This is a genomic window from Azospirillum sp. RU38E (assembly GCF_900188385.1).
Lineage (GTDB): Bacteria > Pseudomonadota > Alphaproteobacteria > Azospirillales > Azospirillaceae > Niveispirillum.
The window spans coordinates 248,987-264,292 of sequence record NZ_FZOI01000004.1 but is presented as its reverse complement, the minus strand read 5'-3'; the positions used below and the strand labels follow the sequence as shown (position 1 = coordinate 264,292).

14 protein-coding genes and 2 tRNA genes are annotated in these 15,306 nt (G+C 62.6%); 6 read left to right on the top strand and 10 right to left on the bottom strand.

All coding sequences use genetic code 11. The features are described from left to right. Nucleotides 1-17: 17 nt before the first annotated feature. The 5 genes from CHB97_RS10890 to CHB97_RS10870 form a co-directional block, all read right to left on the bottom strand. Nucleotides 18-1,481 (bottom strand): S41 family peptidase, encoded by a 1,464-nt coding sequence (locus CHB97_RS10890; RefSeq protein WP_089288119.1) that lies wholly within the window; start codon nucleotides 1,479-1,481, stop codon nucleotides 18-20. 2 nt (nucleotides 1,482-1,483) lie between these two features. Then, the gene (locus CHB97_RS10885) at nucleotides 1,484-2,713 is read right to left on the bottom strand and encodes a murein hydrolase activator EnvC (protein ID WP_089287986.1); all 1,230 of its coding nucleotides are present in this window, start codon (nucleotides 2,711-2,713) and stop codon (nucleotides 1,484-1,486) included. A gap of 150 nt (nucleotides 2,714-2,863) precedes the next feature. Beyond that, nucleotides 2,864-3,313: a hypothetical protein gene (locus CHB97_RS10880; protein WP_089287985.1), complete on the bottom strand. Its 450-nt coding sequence runs from the start codon at nucleotides 3,311-3,313 to the stop codon at nucleotides 2,864-2,866. Between the two features lie 228 nt (nucleotides 3,314-3,541). Continuing rightward, nucleotides 3,542-4,078: a hypothetical protein gene (locus CHB97_RS10875; RefSeq protein WP_089287984.1), complete on the bottom strand. Its 537-nt coding sequence runs from the start codon at nucleotides 4,076-4,078 to the stop codon at nucleotides 3,542-3,544. Nucleotides 4,079-4,239: 161 nt separating this feature from the next. Next, nucleotides 4,240-4,569, bottom strand: a complete 330-nt coding sequence (locus CHB97_RS10870; RefSeq protein ID WP_143270834.1) for a hypothetical protein — start codon at nucleotides 4,567-4,569, stop codon at nucleotides 4,240-4,242. Between the two features lie 202 nt (nucleotides 4,570-4,771). On the opposite strand from CHB97_RS10870, the gene CHB97_RS10865 reads away from it, so the two are divergent. Genes CHB97_RS10865 through CHB97_RS10855 form a run of 3 tightly spaced genes read left to right on the top strand, consistent with a single transcriptional unit; the run spans nucleotide 4,772 to nucleotide 7,942 of the window. Next, on the top strand, nucleotides 4,772-6,052 hold the full coding sequence (locus CHB97_RS10865; RefSeq protein ID WP_089287982.1) for a 3-deoxy-D-manno-octulosonic acid transferase: 1,281 nt from the start codon (nucleotides 4,772-4,774) through the stop codon (nucleotides 6,050-6,052). Beyond that, nucleotides 6,049-7,053 (top strand): tetraacyldisaccharide 4'-kinase, encoded by a 1,005-nt coding sequence (lpxK, locus tag CHB97_RS10860; protein WP_089287981.1) that lies wholly within the window; start codon nucleotides 6,049-6,051, stop codon nucleotides 7,051-7,053. Before CHB97_RS10865 ends, lpxK begins: the two co-directional genes overlap by 4 nt. Further along, the gene (locus CHB97_RS10855; protein ID WP_089287980.1) at nucleotides 7,040-7,942 is read left to right on the top strand and encodes a lipid A biosynthesis lauroyl acyltransferase; all 903 of its coding nucleotides are present in this window, start codon (nucleotides 7,040-7,042) and stop codon (nucleotides 7,940-7,942) included. The genes lpxK and CHB97_RS10855 overlap by 14 nt, the downstream gene beginning before the upstream one ends. Before the next feature lie 34 nt (nucleotides 7,943-7,976). Here the strand turns inward: CHB97_RS10855 and CHB97_RS10850 are convergent, their stop codons facing one another. Then, on the bottom strand, nucleotides 7,977-8,339 hold the full coding sequence (locus CHB97_RS10850) for a cupin domain-containing protein (protein WP_089287979.1): 363 nt from the start codon (nucleotides 8,337-8,339) through the stop codon (nucleotides 7,977-7,979). 109 nt (nucleotides 8,340-8,448) lie between these two features. Between CHB97_RS10850 and CHB97_RS10845 the strand changes: the two genes are divergently transcribed. Continuing rightward, nucleotides 8,449-9,732 (top strand): GAF domain-containing sensor histidine kinase, encoded by a 1,284-nt coding sequence (locus tag CHB97_RS10845; RefSeq protein ID WP_089287978.1) that lies wholly within the window; start codon nucleotides 8,449-8,451, stop codon nucleotides 9,730-9,732. Between the two features lie 116 nt (nucleotides 9,733-9,848). Beyond that, entirely contained in the window at nucleotides 9,849-10,871 is a 1,023-nt protein-coding gene (gene fliG, locus CHB97_RS10840) for a flagellar motor switch protein FliG (RefSeq protein ID WP_089287977.1), read from the top strand. Between the two features lie 42 nt (nucleotides 10,872-10,913). On the opposite strand, the gene CHB97_RS10835 is transcribed toward fliG, so the two are convergent. Continuing rightward, the gene (locus tag CHB97_RS10835; protein ID WP_089287976.1) at nucleotides 10,914-11,699 is read right to left on the bottom strand and encodes a response regulator; all 786 of its coding nucleotides are present in this window, start codon (nucleotides 11,697-11,699) and stop codon (nucleotides 10,914-10,916) included. 138 nt (nucleotides 11,700-11,837) lie between these two features. Continuing rightward, nucleotides 11,838-11,913, bottom strand: a tRNA-Glu gene (locus CHB97_RS10830). Nucleotides 11,914-12,061: 148 nt separating this feature from the next. Here CHB97_RS10830 and CHB97_RS10825 point away from each other — a divergent pair. Then, nucleotides 12,062-13,189 carry a class I SAM-dependent RNA methyltransferase gene (locus CHB97_RS10825; protein WP_089287975.1) on the top strand — a complete coding sequence of 376 codons (1,128 nt, stop codon included), beginning with the start codon at nucleotides 12,062-12,064 and terminating at the stop codon, nucleotides 13,187-13,189. Nucleotides 13,190-13,215: 26 nt separating this feature from the next. Here the strand turns inward: CHB97_RS10825 and CHB97_RS27040 are convergent, their stop codons facing one another. Both CHB97_RS27040 and CHB97_RS10815 read right to left on the bottom strand, forming a co-directional pair. Beyond that, complete coding sequence (locus tag CHB97_RS27040) at nucleotides 13,216-15,015, bottom strand: calcium-binding protein (RefSeq protein ID WP_089287974.1); 1,800 nt, start codon at nucleotides 15,013-15,015, stop codon at nucleotides 13,216-13,218. A 177-nt stretch (nucleotides 15,016-15,192) separates the two neighbouring features. Further along, a tRNA-Glu gene (locus CHB97_RS10815) sits at nucleotides 15,193-15,268 on the bottom strand. Between the last annotated feature and the right edge of the window lie 38 nt (nucleotides 15,269-15,306).

Here is a 15,306-nt window from a genome sequence, read left to right as displayed (position 1 = left end):
AGGGATCAATCAGTCAATCAGTTGGCGTTGGTGGCGGCGGGGGTGACCGCCGCCTGCTTGGCATGGTTGAACATGGAAACACCGCGCAGCAGATCGATGGCGCGCAGCAGCTGGTAATCGACCGGTGCCGGTTCCGGCTGGCCATTGGCGTTGGCGGCCGCTGGAGCGGGCGACGGTGCGCCATTGGCTGCTGGCGGCGGGACCGGGGCCTGTACCTGCGGCGCGCTGTCATTATTGCCGGGGGCGGGGGCCGCCGGCGGCGTGGTCGGCGTACCCTGCGGATTGGCCTGGCGCTGCTGGGCGGCCGGGTCGGTGTTGCGCAGGGCCTTGGGCAGGTCCGCTTCACGACGACGCCCGGCCTGGGCCAGCTCTTCCACCTTGGCGGGCTGCACCTCAATATCCGGGGTGATGCCCAATTGCTGGATGGAGCGGCCGGACGGCGTGTAGTAACGCGCCGTGGTCAGGCGCATGGCGCTCTGGTTGCCCTGCAACGGGATGATGGTCTGCACCGAGCCCTTACCAAAGCTCTGCGTGCCCAGGATGATGGCGCGCTTATGATCCTGCAGGGCACCGGCAACGATTTCCGAGGCTGAGGCCGAACCGCCATTGATCAGCACCACCAGGGGCAGGCCGTTGGCGGCATCGCCCGGCTTGGCGACATAACGGTCGCCTTCCTTGCCACCCCGGCCCCGGGTGGAGACGATTTCCCGTCCCTTTTCCAGGAACGTGTCGGAGACGGAAACCGCCTGATCCAGCAGGCCGCCGGGATTGTTGCGCAGGTCCAGCACGTAACCGATCAGCTTGTCGCCCAGCTGGGTCTTGATGCTGGCGATGGCCTTGTCCAGCCCCGGCTGGGTCTGTTCATTGAAGCTGGAGATACGGACATAGCCGACATTATCTTCCACCCGGAAGCGGACCGACTGCACCTTGATGCTGGCCCGGGTCATGGTGAGATTGATCGGCTGCGACAGGTCACCGCGGCGGATGGTCACCTTCAATGTGCTGCCCACGGGGCCGCGCATCTTCTCCACCGCCTCGTTCAGGCCCATACCCATGATGGATTCATCATTCAGATGGGTGATGTAATCGCCTGCCTGCACGCCGGCCTTGGCGGCGGGCGTGTCATCCATGGGGGAGATGACCTTGACGACGCCGTTTTCCTGCGTCACCTCAATCCCAAGGCCGCCAAACTCGCCCTTGGTCTGCACCCGCATGTCGGCAAAGCTTTTCTTGTCCAGATAGCTGGAATGCGGATCAAGCGAGGTGAGCATCCCGTTGATGGCGGCGGAGATCAGATCCTCGTCGGAAACCTCCTCCACATATTCGGAGCGCACCCGTTCGAACACATCGGCGAACAGGTCCAGCTGCTTGTAAGTCTCCGACTTCAGCGGCTCCCGCGCGGTGGCGGCGTGGGGCGCCAGTGCCACCGGAGAGAAGGCCAGAAGGGCCGCCAGCGCGGCCGAGGAGAGAAGCTTCTTCATCATCAACCATGCCCTTTGCCGTCGGAGCCTGAAAGGCCGCGTGTGGGGTTGACTGGCTGACCACCACGCCGCAGTTCGAAATAAAGCGTCGGGGCCCCATCCCCCGACAAAAGACCCACCGGTTCCCCGCCCAGCACACGCTGGCCGAGCTTGGCGTCAATCCGCCCCATCCCGGCCAACAGCGAATGATATCCGTTGGGATGTTCCAGGATCAAGAGCAGGCCATAGCCCTTGAAGTGACCCGCGAACATCACCGAGCCATCGGCCGGGGCCACCACCGGGCCGCTGGCGCGGCCGCGATAGGTCAGGCCACGGCTGACCGCCCCCACCTCGTCCGCCTCCCCATAGCGGACAACAACCGTTCCACCGACCGGTGCCACCATACCCCCTAATTGCGGCGGGGTGGGGGCGCGTTTCAGGGTGGCCACCTTCTCCTTGGTGCGGCGTTCGCGCTCGGCCTCCGCTGCCTGACGGCGGGCAGCTTCTTCGGCGCGCTGGCGGGCCAGTGCGGCCTTGCGCTCCGCCTCCAGCTTCTCGATCAGGTCTTTCAGGTCGCTGGCGCGGCCGGCCAGCGCGGTGACCGTGCCGGTCAATTGTTCGCGCTCGGCATCGGTGGCGCGTGAAATCTCTTCCCGCCGCGCCACCAGATTGGCCAGATCCTTCTGGCGCACGGCCAGGCTGGCGGTTGCCTTTTCCGTCTTGGCCCGTTGGGCGGCCAGCTTGGCGCGCAAGCTGGACAGGTCGGTCAACTGGTTGGCCAGCGCATCGGCGCGCGCCTTCAGTTCCGGCACGGCGCTGCGCAACAGCAGGGCCGTCTTCACCGTGTCGCCGGGCGGTTGCGGCCGGGCGATCAGCGCTTCCGGTGGCAGGCGGGACAGGCGTTGCAAGGCGCCCAGCAGATCGGCCAGGGCGGCCCTGTCCGCTTCGATCTTGGCCAGCCGTTCCTGTTCCTGCTGGCCCAGATCGGCCAGGGCTGCTTCCAGCCGCGCCAGCTCATCGGACTGAGCGCGCTGCTGTTCGGCGGCCTCAATCGACCGGGCACGCAGGTCGGCCAGCTCCTTCTCCAGCGCTTCCGCCTTGGCATCCAGGGCGCTTTTGCGGCTGTCGGCCTGCTTCAGGTCGCGCTGCACCTCCTGCAGCTGCTTCTGCGCCTCGTCCGGTTTGTTCTGCGCGGGGGCGGCACTGGCCACGGCCAGTGACAGCAGACAGAAAGCGAACGGCGCGATCCTCAAATCTTCCTCTGGCGGCGGCGGACCCGAATCACCCGCCGGCCAAACCGGTCACGGCGGGTGGATAAACTGCTTGAATCCTGCCGGATTATACCCGGCCAGGGATTTCGGCACCCATAGTAGGCGCAACCGCCCGCCCGGTCGATACCACTTTCACTGCCAGGTGAGGAACAGGCCGGCATCGCCAGGGATGCCGTCAGGAAAATCCAGGATGCGGGCAGTGATGCCATAGCCGAGATCGCGCAGTTCGGTCTGCCAGAACAGGTAAAGCTGCAGGGCGACACCGGCCAGCGTTGCCGGCCAGCTTTCCTCATTATTGTTGATGGCGCGGCCGCGATCGACGCAGATATCGCTGGGGAAGCGCTCAAGCAGCAGCTGATATTCGCCGCGCTCCACCACCTCTTCCAGCGCGGTCAGGCGCTGGCGGATTTCAGTCGGGGCCAGCCGGCGCTTACGTTCCGCGTCCAGGGCAATGCGGCGGGTTTCCGCATTTTCCACTTGGTGACGTGCCTGCCGGGCGCGGGCCCGTGCCTCCTGCGTGCGCTGGCGCAACTGGTCGGAGGGGGGAAGGTGAATATGGAAATGGTCGGCCGTTTCCGACATCTCTGCTGCTCCTGCGAAATGGATTGGCACCACTTCATCCCGGCAGCGTCCGGATGTCCTTGATCCATATCACAGCAGATGGTCACCAGCCGAATGGTTGCTGTGCAGTATAGGCGGGACTGACGCAATATTCCCGTTATGTACTGCGGTTGTGTACAAAAAAGCCCGCCGCTGTTTTCTGAACAGGGCGGGCCTTAGCATTAGGCGGGGAGACGTAAGGCAGCCGTCTTAACGGCGGCCGTCCCAGAATTCCATCGGCGCGGAAACCGACGGCACACCGGCTATATTGCCGCCATACATGTGCCGCAGGAAGGACTGGTTATATTGAATGGTCGGCGGCGGCGGGCGGTAACCACTATAGGGGCTATAATAGCCGCGATTGTTGGAATAAAACGGCTCCGCATTATAGACGGCAACACCGTCACCCAACAGTTCATTGGAGCGGCGGGAGCCCATGGAATTGACATTGCCCCAGCCAGCCCGGCTGCCACCACTCATATAAAACTGGACGCCGTTGCGCTCCTGGCTGTCGCTGTCGCCGGTAATGCCCAGGGTGGAACCGCCAGGATTGCTGCCCGGACGGGCATAGGATTGGGCGGCGGCGCGCTCACCCGGCGTCATCGACCGTTCAATGGGTTTGAAGCCATTCACCTTCGGTGCCGCTTCCTCCGCCAGAACGGGGGTGGAAACCAGAACCAGCAGCGTGGCAATTCCGGCGGCACGGCGCGCGGTGGCGCGCAGCCCATGGGCTGGAACGACGTTCATGGCAAACTCCATAGCCTGTCGAGACGGGGAACAGGCCCCGCCAGCAAGACCTATAAGGTCGTGCTGACGGGCCCCCGCGTCAAGTCTTTCTGGTGGCTCTAATTCCTTATTCAGCGAGCGGATTCACGCTCCAAAGCGATTCCGCTTTTCCGCGATCCGCTCTAGCGACGTCCGTCGATATGGACTTTCAGGTTGAAGGAATTGCCGGTCGGGTAATCCCGATAAATGTCCCGATAGATCACCGTGGCGGGCGGGCGCGGCGGCGGTGCGTAATAGTGATAGACCACGGGCGGCGGGGGCGGCCGATCGTAATGGTGGTGATGGTGATGCTGCGGCCGGCCGCGATACCCGTCGCGGTCATAATAATGATGATGGTGATGGTCATGGTGGCGGCCGCCGCGACGGTGATCATCACCGGCAAAGGCTTCGCCCATCGGGGCCAGGGCCATCATTGTGGCCGCCACTGCGGCGAGGGAAAGCGTGTTTTTCATTGTCGTTCCTATCCGATCCACTGCCTGGGGATAGGTACAGGCTGACCCGGCATCTGGGCGGGATTGCGGCGGCCGGGCGGCGGAAAGCGCCAGAGCTCGTGACAAGTTTGGGTCGCACCCTCCCCGGATGGCCGGCATGGCGGCGGCGGCATCGCCCATGCTACACAGGCAGGCCCCTGGCCCCGGAGAAGTTCCCTGTTCCATGCTTGAGCTGATTTATCGCGCCCTGACCCATCTGGCCGGCCCGGCCGTGCGGCGGCTGCTGGACCGGCGGGCGCTGCGCGGCAAGGAAGATGTGGCCCGCCGGGGCGAAAGGCTGGGCCGGCCGGGAAGGGCACGGCCAATGGGGCCGCTGGTCTGGGTTCATGCCGCCAGCGTGGGGGAATCGCTGGCGGTGCTGCCGCTGGTGGAACGGCTGCTGGCGGTTGATCCGGCCTGCCATGTGCTGGTGACGACGGGTACAGTCACCTCGGCCGAACTGATGGCCAAGCGGCTGCCAGGGCCGCGCGCCTTCCACCAATATGTGCCGGTCGATCTGCCGGTGGCGGTGAATGGGTTTCTGGACCATTGGCACCCCGATCTGGTGCTGTGGATCGAGTCTGAATTCTGGCCCAACCTGCTGGCCGGCATCCGCCGCCGCGCGATTCCCTGCGCCCTGGTCAATGCGCGGCTGAGTGCGCGCAGCTTTCGCAACTGGCGCCGCGCGCCGGCAGCGGCGCGGCGCCTGCTGTCGGTATTTCAGCTGGCCCTGGCGCAGACGCAGGTGGAGGCGGATTATCTCAGCACCCTGGGCATTGGCGATGTGCGCGCACTGGGCAATCTGAAATATTCCGCCGCCCCGCTGCCGGCCGATGCGGGGGAACAGGCCCTGCTGGCCGAACGGCTGGCGGGGCGGCACCCCTGGTGCTTTGCCTCCAGCCATGCCGGGGAGGAGGAGGCGGCCATTGCCGCCCAGCTGCGCTTACGCGCCAGCCATCCCAAGGCCCTGCTGGTGCTGGTGCCGCGCCATCCGCCGCGCGGCGATGCGGTGGCCGATCTGCTGGCGGCGGCCAACCTGCGCGTGGCGCGACGGTCGCGGGGGGAGCGGCCGGGGCCGGACACGGATGTGTTTCTGATCGATACGCTGGGGGAATTGGGGCTGGTGTTCCGGCTCTGTCCGGTCAGTGTGGTCGGCGGCTCCTTCGTGCCGGTGGGCGGCCATAACCCGATTGAACCGGCGCTGCTGGGCAGTGCCGTGCTCTATGGCCCGCATATGCATAATTTCGCGGAAATCGCGGCGACGCTGGAACAGGCCGGCGGGGCGCGCCGGCTGGCGGGACCGGACGAGCTGGCGCCGGCTGTGGCAGCCTTGCTTGAGGATGGGTCCGCGCGCCAGACCCAGGCCGATGCCGCCCGCGCCGTGGCAGAGGCCAATGCCCAGGCCATTGACCGGGTGATGGAAGCCCTGGCCCCGCTGCTGCGGCAAGCCGGGATGGGCCGATGAAGGCGCCGGGATTCTGGTATCGCCCACCAGGGCTGGCGGCTGCCGCCCTGGCGCCGCTGGCCTGCCTGTGGGCGGGCGTGACGGCCCGGCGGCTGCGACAGGGTGTGCCGGTCAAGGCGGGGGTGCCGGTGATCTGCGTCGGCAATCTGGTGGCCGGCGGGGCCGGCAAGACCCCGCTGGTACGCTATCTGGTGGAACGGCTGCGGGCGCGCGGCTTGGATGCCGCTGCCCTGTCACGCGGGCATGGCGGGCGGCTGACGGGGCCGCTGCGCGTTGACCCGGATCGCCACACGGCCGCCGATGTGGGGGATGAGCCGCTCTTGCTGTCGCGGCATATCCCGGCCTGGATTGGCCGGGACCGGGTGGCGGCGGCAAGGGCGATGCGCGATGCCGGGGTGCAGGCCATCATCATGGATGATGGTTTCCAGAATCCAGCCCTGGCGAAGGATTTTTCCCTGATCGTTGCCGATGCCGGGGCCGGATTCGGCAATGGAAGGGTGATCCCCGCCGGCCCCCTACGGGAGCCGGTGACGGCTGGGCTGGCCCGCGCCCAGGCCGTGCTGCTGATGGGCCAGGAAGGGCCGGCGGCGGGGGGCGTGCGCGATGCGGCGGCGGCGGCTGGGCTGCCCTTATTGACCGCCGCGCTGGTGCCCGATGCGGTGGCGGCCAGCCGACTGGCCGGGCGGCGGGTGCTGGGTTTTGCCGGGATCGGCCGGCCGGAAAAATTCTTCGACACGCTGCGCCGCATCGGCGCCATGCCGGTGGCCACCCTTCCTTTTCCCGACCATCACCCTTACATGGCGGATGAGCTGGCGGCCTTGCTGCGCCGGGCGGCAGCACTGGACGCGCTGCCGGTGACGACGGAAAAGGATGCCATGCGGCTGCCGCCAGCGCTGCGGGCGCAGGTGGAAATCCTGCCGGTGCAGGTGGCGCTGGGCGATGCGGCGGCGCTGGATCGTCTGTTGGATGGTGTGATCGGGGTAGGCAATGGCGACGCATAGCCAATTGCGGCGGAAGCTCAACCGCCTGGTGCTTTATCGGCTGGAAGCGGCGCTGGCCTGGATCTTCATCACATCCATGCGGCTGCTGGGGCCGGTGGCGGCGTCGAATGTCGGTGGCTTTATCATGCGCACGCTGGGCCCGCTGCTGCCCTCCTCAGCGCGGATGCGGCGCGCCGTCGCCCGTGCCCTGCCGGCACTGGACGGGCCGGCGGTGGAGAGGGTGGTGCGGCAGGCCTGGGACAATCTGGGCCGCACCTTCGGCGAATATGTGCATCTGGACCGGATCGCCGCCCATTATCCCCAGCATGTCGAACTGGTGGGGGCGGAACATCTGCAGGCCTTGGCCGATGACGGGCGGGCCGGCATCGTCTTCACCGGTCATTTCGCCAATTGGGAATTATGCGGCATCACCGCATCCCGCTTCGGGCTGGACCTGACCTATGTGTTCCGCCGGCCCAATAACCCCTATGTCGCCAAAATGCTGGCCCGCGCCCGCGCCGCGTTGGGCGGGCATATGGTGCCCAAGGGGAAGGAGGCGGCGCGCGGTCTGGTGGATGCTGTGCGCGCCGGCAACCATGTTGGTCTGCTGATCGACCAGAAACTGAACGAGGGCATTCCAGTGCCCTTCCTGGGCCGCGATGCCATGACGGGCACGCTGCTGGCCGATCTGGCCCTGCGCTATGACCTTCCGGCGGTGCCGCTGCGGGTGATCCGGCTGGGGCCGGCGCGCTTCCGGGTGGAAGCCTTGCCGCCGCTGCGCTTTACCCGCAGTGGCGACATGCGGGCAGACGCGGCGGTGGTGATGCACCAGCTTAACGATCTGCTGGGCGACTGGGTGCGCGACGATCCCGGCCAGTGGATGTGGCAACATCGCCGCTGGCCGGACTGACGGCGGGGGCATCCGCGCCCGCGGCAGATTGGCATCACTCATAGACCGCATAATATTTGCGCGCCGGCTCCAGCACCTCCCAGGTGCCGGTGAAGCCGGCGGGCATGACGAAGGCATCGCCGGCCTGAAAGCGCCGCTGCTGCCCGTCATCGCCGGTCACCAGCACCACCCCTTCCAGCCACTGGCAGAACTCATTCTCGCTGAAAATCACCCGCCATTTGCCGGGCTGGCAGGTCCAGACCCCGCAATTGAAGCGCCCGTCGGCGCTGGCAAAGCGGTTGGAGACGGTCTGCACCGGATCGCCCGCCAGGATGCGATCCGCCGGCGGGCGATAGCTTTCCGGTGCCGGCCCGTCATCGCCCAGAGCCACGATGGGGGGAAGGGCAGGGGGCTGCATGATCGTCTCCATTCCGTTGATGCAGATGTCCGCATGGCGCCTATCGTCAAGCGCGCCAAAGCCGTTTATACTCGCGTGAATATTTTTACAGAACAAGCGGCCCACCCGCATGATGAAATTGCCGCCAATACCAGAGGATGAAGGGGAACGCGTCGCCAGTCTGCATGGCTATGCTATTCTGGATACCGATCCGGAGGATTCCTTTGACCGGCTGGCCCGAATGGCGGCCACCTTGATCGGCACCCCCATCGCCCTGGTTTCCCTGGTGGATGAGACGCGGCAATGGTTCAAGGCCCGCTACGGGCTGGAGGCCCCGCAGACACCGCGCGAAATGGCCTTTTGCGCCCATACGATCCTGGGCACTGACATTATGGAGGTGGAGGACGCGCTGTTGGATGCGCGCTTCGCCGACAACCCGCTGGTGACGGGCGCGCCGGACATTCGTTTTTATGCTGGCGCCCCGCTGCTGACCCCCAGCGGCCACCGGCTGGGCACGCTCTGCGTCATCGACCGGCAGCCCCGCCACTTGTGCGACCGTGACCGGCAGGTGCTGCGCGATCTGGCCCAGACGGCCATGCAGCTGATCGAGCTGCGCCATGCCGGGATGCAGGCCGTGGCCGAACTGGCTGCGCGCCGGAAGGCGGAGGCGGAAAGCCGTCAGGCCCGCGAACAGGCGGAGGCAGCACTGGCCGCCCGCTCCCTGTTCCTGGCCACCATGACCCATGAATTGCGCACCCCGCTGACGGCGGTGATCGGCTTTTCCGGCCTGATGGCGGGGGAGGTGATGGGGCCGCTGGGCGACCCGGCCTATAAGGAATTTGTCGAGAATATCCGCACCAGCGGCCAGCATCTGCTGGATCTGGTCAATGACATGCTGGATATCGCCCGGGTAGAGGCTGGCAAGCTGGAACTCTGCGCCGCCCCGTTTGACAGCCAGGCCCTGGTCAATCAGGTGGTGCGGCTGGTGCGCGGGCTGGCCTTTGAACGCAAGGTGACGATTGAGCTGCTGTCGGAGGGCGATTGGCATCTGGTGCAGGTGGATGCAAGGGCCATCAAGCAGGTGCTGCTGAACCTGCTTTCCAACGCGGTGAAATTTACGGCGGCGGGCGGGGTGGTGCAGATATCGGCCCATCGCCGGGGACGACGGCTGGTTCTGACGGTGCGGGATAATGGCGATGGCATCGCGCCGGCCGATCTGGCCCGGCTGGGCCGACCCTATGAGCAGGCTGGCGATGCAAGCAGCCGGTCCAAGGGCACCGGCCTGGGGCTGGCGCTGTCGCACGAGCTGGTACGCTGCCATGGCGGGCAATTGCGCCTGGAAAGTGAGCTGGGGCGGGGGACAATCGCCAGCTTTGACCTGCCACTGGCCCCCTATGGCAGCCGCCCGGCCTGAACAGGCGCGTGCACAAGGCAGATTAACCTGTCAATCGGCCTATGCTAGAGTTCGAGGCCAATCGCTATTTTGATACCTGATCCGACAGGTTTTGCGTTTCCGGGGAGTTTGCCGTCATGGCCATGCGCGTCCGTGAAGATTACCGCGGTCTGACCGGTCCCGAAAAAGCCGCCATCCTGATGCTGGCGCTGGGGGAAGAAATCGCCTCCAAGCTGTTCGCGCTGATGGGCGATGACGAGATCAAGGAACTGTCGCAGACCATGGCCAATCTGGGCTCGGTCAGTTCCAATCTGGTGGAACGCCTGTTCGTGGAATTTGCCGAACAGATCAGTTCCACCGGCTCCCTGGTCGGTACGTTCGACAGTACCGAACGCCTGCTGACCAAGGTGCTGCCCAAGGACAAGGTCGACCAGATCATGGAGGAAATCCGTGGTCCCGCCGGCCGTACCATGTGGGACAAGCTGACCAATGTGAATGAGCAGGTGCTGGCCAACTATCTGAAGAATGAATATCCGCAGACGGTGGCCGTGATCATGTCCAAGATCAAGGGCGACCATGCCGGCCGCGTGCTGCAGCTTCTGCCTGAAAGCTTCGCCATGGAAGTGATCATGCGCATGTTGCGCATGGAGGCGGTGCAGAAGGAAGTGATCGACGATATCGAGCGCACGCTGCGCACCGAATTCATGTCGAACCTGGCCCGCACCAACCGCCGCGATGCGCACGAAATGATGGCGGAAATCTTCAACAGCTTTGACCGCAATACGGAAAGCCGCTTCCTGGCCGCCTTGGAAGAGCGTAACCGCGACAGCGCCGAACGTATCCGTGCCTTGATGTTCACGTTCGAGGATCTGTCCAAGCTGGACCCCAGCGGCATCCAGACTCTGCTGCGCAATGTCGACAAGCAGAAGCTGGCCACGGCGCTGAAGGGCGCGTCAGACACGCTGAAGGACATGTTCTTCACCAACATGTCCGAACGCGCCGCCAAGATCATGCGCGAGGATATGGGCGCCATGGGGCCGGTGCGCCTGCGCGATGTCGACGAGGCACAGATGTATATGGTGCAGCTGACCAAGGACATGGCCGCGCGCGGCGAAATCGTCATTGCCAGCGGCAAGGGCGAGGACGAGCTGGTTTATTGATCTGGTGTATCATTTTCCTCGGAAAGTCGTAATATGTTGGATTTAAGATCCCAATATAATGGACTTTGTTACCATCTGAAATAATTCCTGTGCATTGTTCGTGCAACCTTGACCGCCATGCTTTTCAGTTTCTTTTTTATGTTCTGGGGCGTTCGAACCGGCATAGAAAAATAACGGTGTTTGATTGCCTCTTTGTCTTAATGTGTCTAGAAGCTTATATCCCTCGCGCGGACCTTCTTGACGCCCCATATCAGAAATGATTGCTGCAAATCGGTGATTTTCAATTTCTGTTAATGCCTCATCGGTCGATAATGCTAATGTAAATCTAATCCCTAATTCTGAAAAAGCTTTCCTTTCATATATATTATTTTGTGGCCTATCATCTACCCACAGAATGTGATTTCTCCACGTCTTGTTATCTTCCCATCTTCCTGACAGTGCTTTGTTTACTGTTTTTACTATTTCTTCTACATTTATTTCGGTATAGGGCTCGCTGTCCTTTTTTACAGCGAGAGCAAGAGATGTCGCTGTTGAAACTTCTTTTTGAATTGTTTCTATGTAATTTCTTTCATTTTTAAAATCCGTGGGTGCAAATAGTTTTACAGGGTGTTTTATAACGAGCCATGTAAAAATGGTGAGAACCAGGACTGGATAAATTATGATAAAATATATCAAAGGAACTTTCTCGCTTGTGGTTAATCCACTTGATGTGGCGGCAAATAATGTTGCAATACTATAAACTAAAACTATGAAAAGAGCTATTATGCCTAGCGGGTTGCGCGAAAGGGTGGTGGCTGCATTCAAAACGTCGTTTTTTTCGTTCGGCATGGTGCCTGCCCAAAATCTTAGCGGATAATTCAATAGTACAAATTCTCTGTTTATATGCAAGATTTTCCGGAAAAGCGAAAGGCCCGACGTTGCCGTCGGGCCTTTTCGTTTTACTCACAAGCACTTAAGTGCGGACGGTGGCGTCCCCAACGGGATTCGAACCCGTGTTACCAACGTGAAAGGCTGGTGTCCTAGGCCTCTAGACGATGGGGACGTGTCCGTGAGGTGGCGCGGTGTATAATGGGCTCCTGATCGGGACGCAAGCACTTTTTTCATGTCCGTGAAAATCACCTGCCCGACGGCACGGGTGCCATGGTGAGAAAGCCCTCGCCCACCCGCAGGCGGCACGATATCAAGGCGCTATGAGCGACCAGACCCCATTCGAAATCTATGTGGTGACCACCCCCGGCCTGGAATCCGCGCTGTGCGCGGAGATGAAGGCTGCCGGTTTCACCCGTCCGCAGCCCGGCAAGGGCGGTGTTGTCACCCATGGCGGTTGGCGGGAGGTCTGGCGCGCCAATCTGGAACTGCGCGGTGCCACGCGGGTGCTGGCCCGCATTGGCGGGTTCCGGGTGCTGCATCTGGCGCAGCTGGACAAGCGGGCCCGTAAATTCTCCTGGGCGGATTTTCTGCACGCCGATGTGCCGGTGCGGGTGGATGCCAGTTGCACCCAATCCCGCATCTATCATGCCGGTGCGGCCGCCCAGCGCATCGCCCGCGCCATCACCGAAGAATTGGGCGCCCCCATTGCTGAGGATGCGGAGATCACCATCAAGGCCCGCATTGATGATGATCTCTGTACCTTCAGCATCGACACCTCGGGCGAGCCACTGCATAAGCGCGGCTATAAGGAGGCGGTGAACAAGGCACCGATGCGGGAGACGATGGCGTCGCTGTTCCTGCGCCAATGCGGCTATGACGGTAAGGAACCGGTGGTGGACCCGATGTGCGGTTCCGGTACCTTCGTCATTGAGGCGGCGGAAATCGCCGCCGGCCTCAAGCCGGGCCGCGCCCGTTCCTTTGCCTTTGAAAAGCTTGCCGGGTTTGATGCGGCCGCCTGGGAAGCCTTGAAGGCAACGGCACCGGCCGCGCCGCCGACCATGCGTTTTTACGGCAGTGACCGTGATGCCGGCGCCATCAAGATGAGCCAGGAAAACGCCACCCGCGCCGGCGTGTCCGCCTGGACGGATTTCCAGCATCATGCCATCAGCGACCTGAACCCGCCGGAAGGTCGGCCGGGTCTGGTGATCCTGAACCCGCCCTATGGCGGCCGTATCGGCGATACGCGCCAGCTCTATGCGCTGTACGGCACGCTGGGCAAGGTGTTGATGAACCGTTTCCGGGGCTGGCGGGTGGGTATCATCACCAATGAACCGGCCTTGGCGAAGGTGACGGAACTGCCCTTCCTGCCCAATGCCGACCCGGTGCTGCATGGGGGCATCAAGGTGACGCTCTATCGGACCGGGCCCTTGGGCGGTACGGCGGCCTGAGGGCCCCATACCGCCCGGCGTTGCCTTTAATATAACCCGTAATAATCCACGTCGGCGACGCTGGTGGCGCGGCCTTCCGCCATGCCATTGGCCAGATAATGGAAGAGCGGGTTCATGCCGGCCGCCTGCACGTCCGGGTTTGCCTGCAAATAAGCGGAAACATCGAACAGGGCGGAGGGGTCACGTCCCTCCCGCCAGCCATATTGCTGGAAATGCTGCCAGGCGCCGATGATGCCGGCCTTTACTGCCGCCGCCACGTCCGGATTCTTTTCCAGATAATAGTTGGCGTTGAATAGCCCGAAGGGGCTGCGCCCTTCATACTGGCCATAGCGTAGATAATGTTCAGCACCGGAGCCCAGGGCGCCAGAGGCGACGACAGCGGCCACATCGGCATATTGGCCGAGATAGCCCGCTTCATCGAACAGGGTGCCATTTTCCAGCATCTTCAGGGGGGTGACGGGCGTCACCTGATGATCAAATTGCAGCAGCTCCACCCCGGTCAGCGTGTCGGTGCCTGTGCCGGCCGGGCCGGTGACGATGACCTGGTTGCCATCCACCTTGATCTGATAGTTGCTGCGCGGGCCATCATAGCGGACGACATCAATACCGGCCCCGCCATTCAGCACGTTATCGCCGGCGCCGCCGATCAGAATATCGTCGCTATTGCCGCCATTCAGCGTATCGTTCCCGGCGCCGCCATTGAGAACATCGCGCCCATCATCGCCAAACAGCTGGTCATCGCCGCCAAAGCCGCTGATCGTGTCGGCCCCGGCGCCGCCGCGCAAGGTGTCGGCGGCCAGTTCGCCACTGATGAAATTGGCGCGGTCATCGCCGGTCAGATCCAGCTTCAGCTTTTCTGCCAGATCCAGCACGGCAAAGCCGGTGGCCGTTTGCCCGACCAGATAGCGCCCATCCTTGCCCATCAGTTCCAGGCTGCCGGTCTTGATCTCCGCCGTATCATCTACGGCGAATATGCCTACCGGCGTCCAGCTATGGGTGTCCATGATAACCACTTCGCCGGAAGTGCGTTGAGCAAAGAGGTAATTGCCGGTGCCAGAGAATTCCCCGGAATAATAGCCCTGGGCACCCAGGTTTTTTGCCAGAGAAAATTTGAAATCGAAGGCATATCCTAAGTTAAAGGCGAGGCCACGTGCTTCGGAAATGTCACCGGATCCGTTGTTGAAGCCACTGCTATTGAAAGCATACAAGTCACCGCTTGAAACAATATTGCCGGCCTGGACATCATAGAGCTGCATCTGCGCGTTGGAGATGTTGCTCTCCAGGATCAGGATATAGCGGTTATTTTCTGACGGGATCAGATAAGAAGATTGCCTGACAGTGACAGTGCCGCCTTGTGAATTGATGAGGGGCTGGGTGATGAAGGCGTTGGCATCGGCATCGAACCAACGCAGCGGGTTCCAGCCGGAACCGGAAAAATCAGTGGTGACCAGGGCCGTATCATTGCCGGCGATGGCAATATCATAGGTGCCGCGTTCCTGTCCCTCGGCGAGGAAGTTCAAATCCTGGACCTTCAGCGTATCCAGATTGATGCGATGAATTGTGTCCTTGTATCGGTCGTTCCACCAGAAATCACTGACGGTGACCGCCGTCGTATTGGATTGCGCCACCAGCAGATAGCTGCCATCGGCGGTAATATCCAGGTCAGCCAGCGTCCCACCCAGCTTAATGGGGGACAGGAATTTCTGCTCGGTGGGTGACCAGCGCTCTACGGTGCCGGTGCGGGTGGTGAAATAGATCAAATCGCGTTTTTCATCGTAAACCATGCCGGCGATGCCGGGCAAATCCACTTTGGAACTGAGATCCATTGCATCACCTTTTAGAGGAATTTTAGAATACCTATCCTTTCAGATATATTAGGGTGAAATATACACGTCGATCAATAGGGGTCTGTTGATATACCACTTCTCGGTAGATTTTTTTGCCAAAGCAGAAACGACAAAAGCCCGGCTGAGAGCCGGGCTTTTGTAGGTACACACGAGCGATGGCGTCCCCAAGGGGATTCGAACCCCTGTTACCGCCGTGAGAGGGCGGTGTCCTAGGCCTCTAGACGATGGGGACTAGAGCCTCGCGGTGGAGGGGGTGTGTATAGGCTTGAT